Genomic DNA, 380 nt, shown 5'->3' with positions numbered 1-380 from the left:
ACCAAAACGCCCTGATCTATAGCGGCGGCAACCTAAACCTCAGCCTCACCCAAGACCTCACCAACCAAACCGCCACCCTCGCCGCCGCCGGCCAAACCCAAATCAACGCCGCTGCCTTCGCCAACACAGCCAACGCCCTTCTCTACAGCGGCTGTGACCTCACCCTCAGCGCCGACCATAGCCAAAACCAGACATCCACCCTCAAAAGCGGCGGACTCACCCACATCAGCGGCCAAACCTTCACCAACCGGCAAGGCGCCTACCTCCTCAGTGAAAACGACCTCACCCTCCACGCCGCAGAACACCTCCTCAACCAAGGCTCCTCCCTCAACAGCCAGGGAACCCTCACCGTCACCGCCCAAGAAGCCATCAATCAGGAT

General features: G+C 60.5%; 1 protein-coding gene. It reads left to right on the top strand.

Going from position 1 to position 380, the window contains the following annotated elements:
• Positions 1–11: 11 nt before the first annotated feature.
• Positions 12–380: hypothetical protein (locus ALO_RS23790; RefSeq protein WP_413788500.1), on the top strand; the 369-nt coding region annotated here is incomplete at its 3' end.

Origin of the sequence: Acetonema longum DSM 6540 (genome assembly GCF_000219125.1) — a bacterium.
GTDB classification, from domain to species: domain Bacteria; phylum Bacillota; class Negativicutes; order Sporomusales; family Acetonemataceae; genus Acetonema; species Acetonema longum.
Note: the sequence above shows the minus strand (reverse complement) of the source record. Positions and strands in the feature narration are given on the sequence as shown.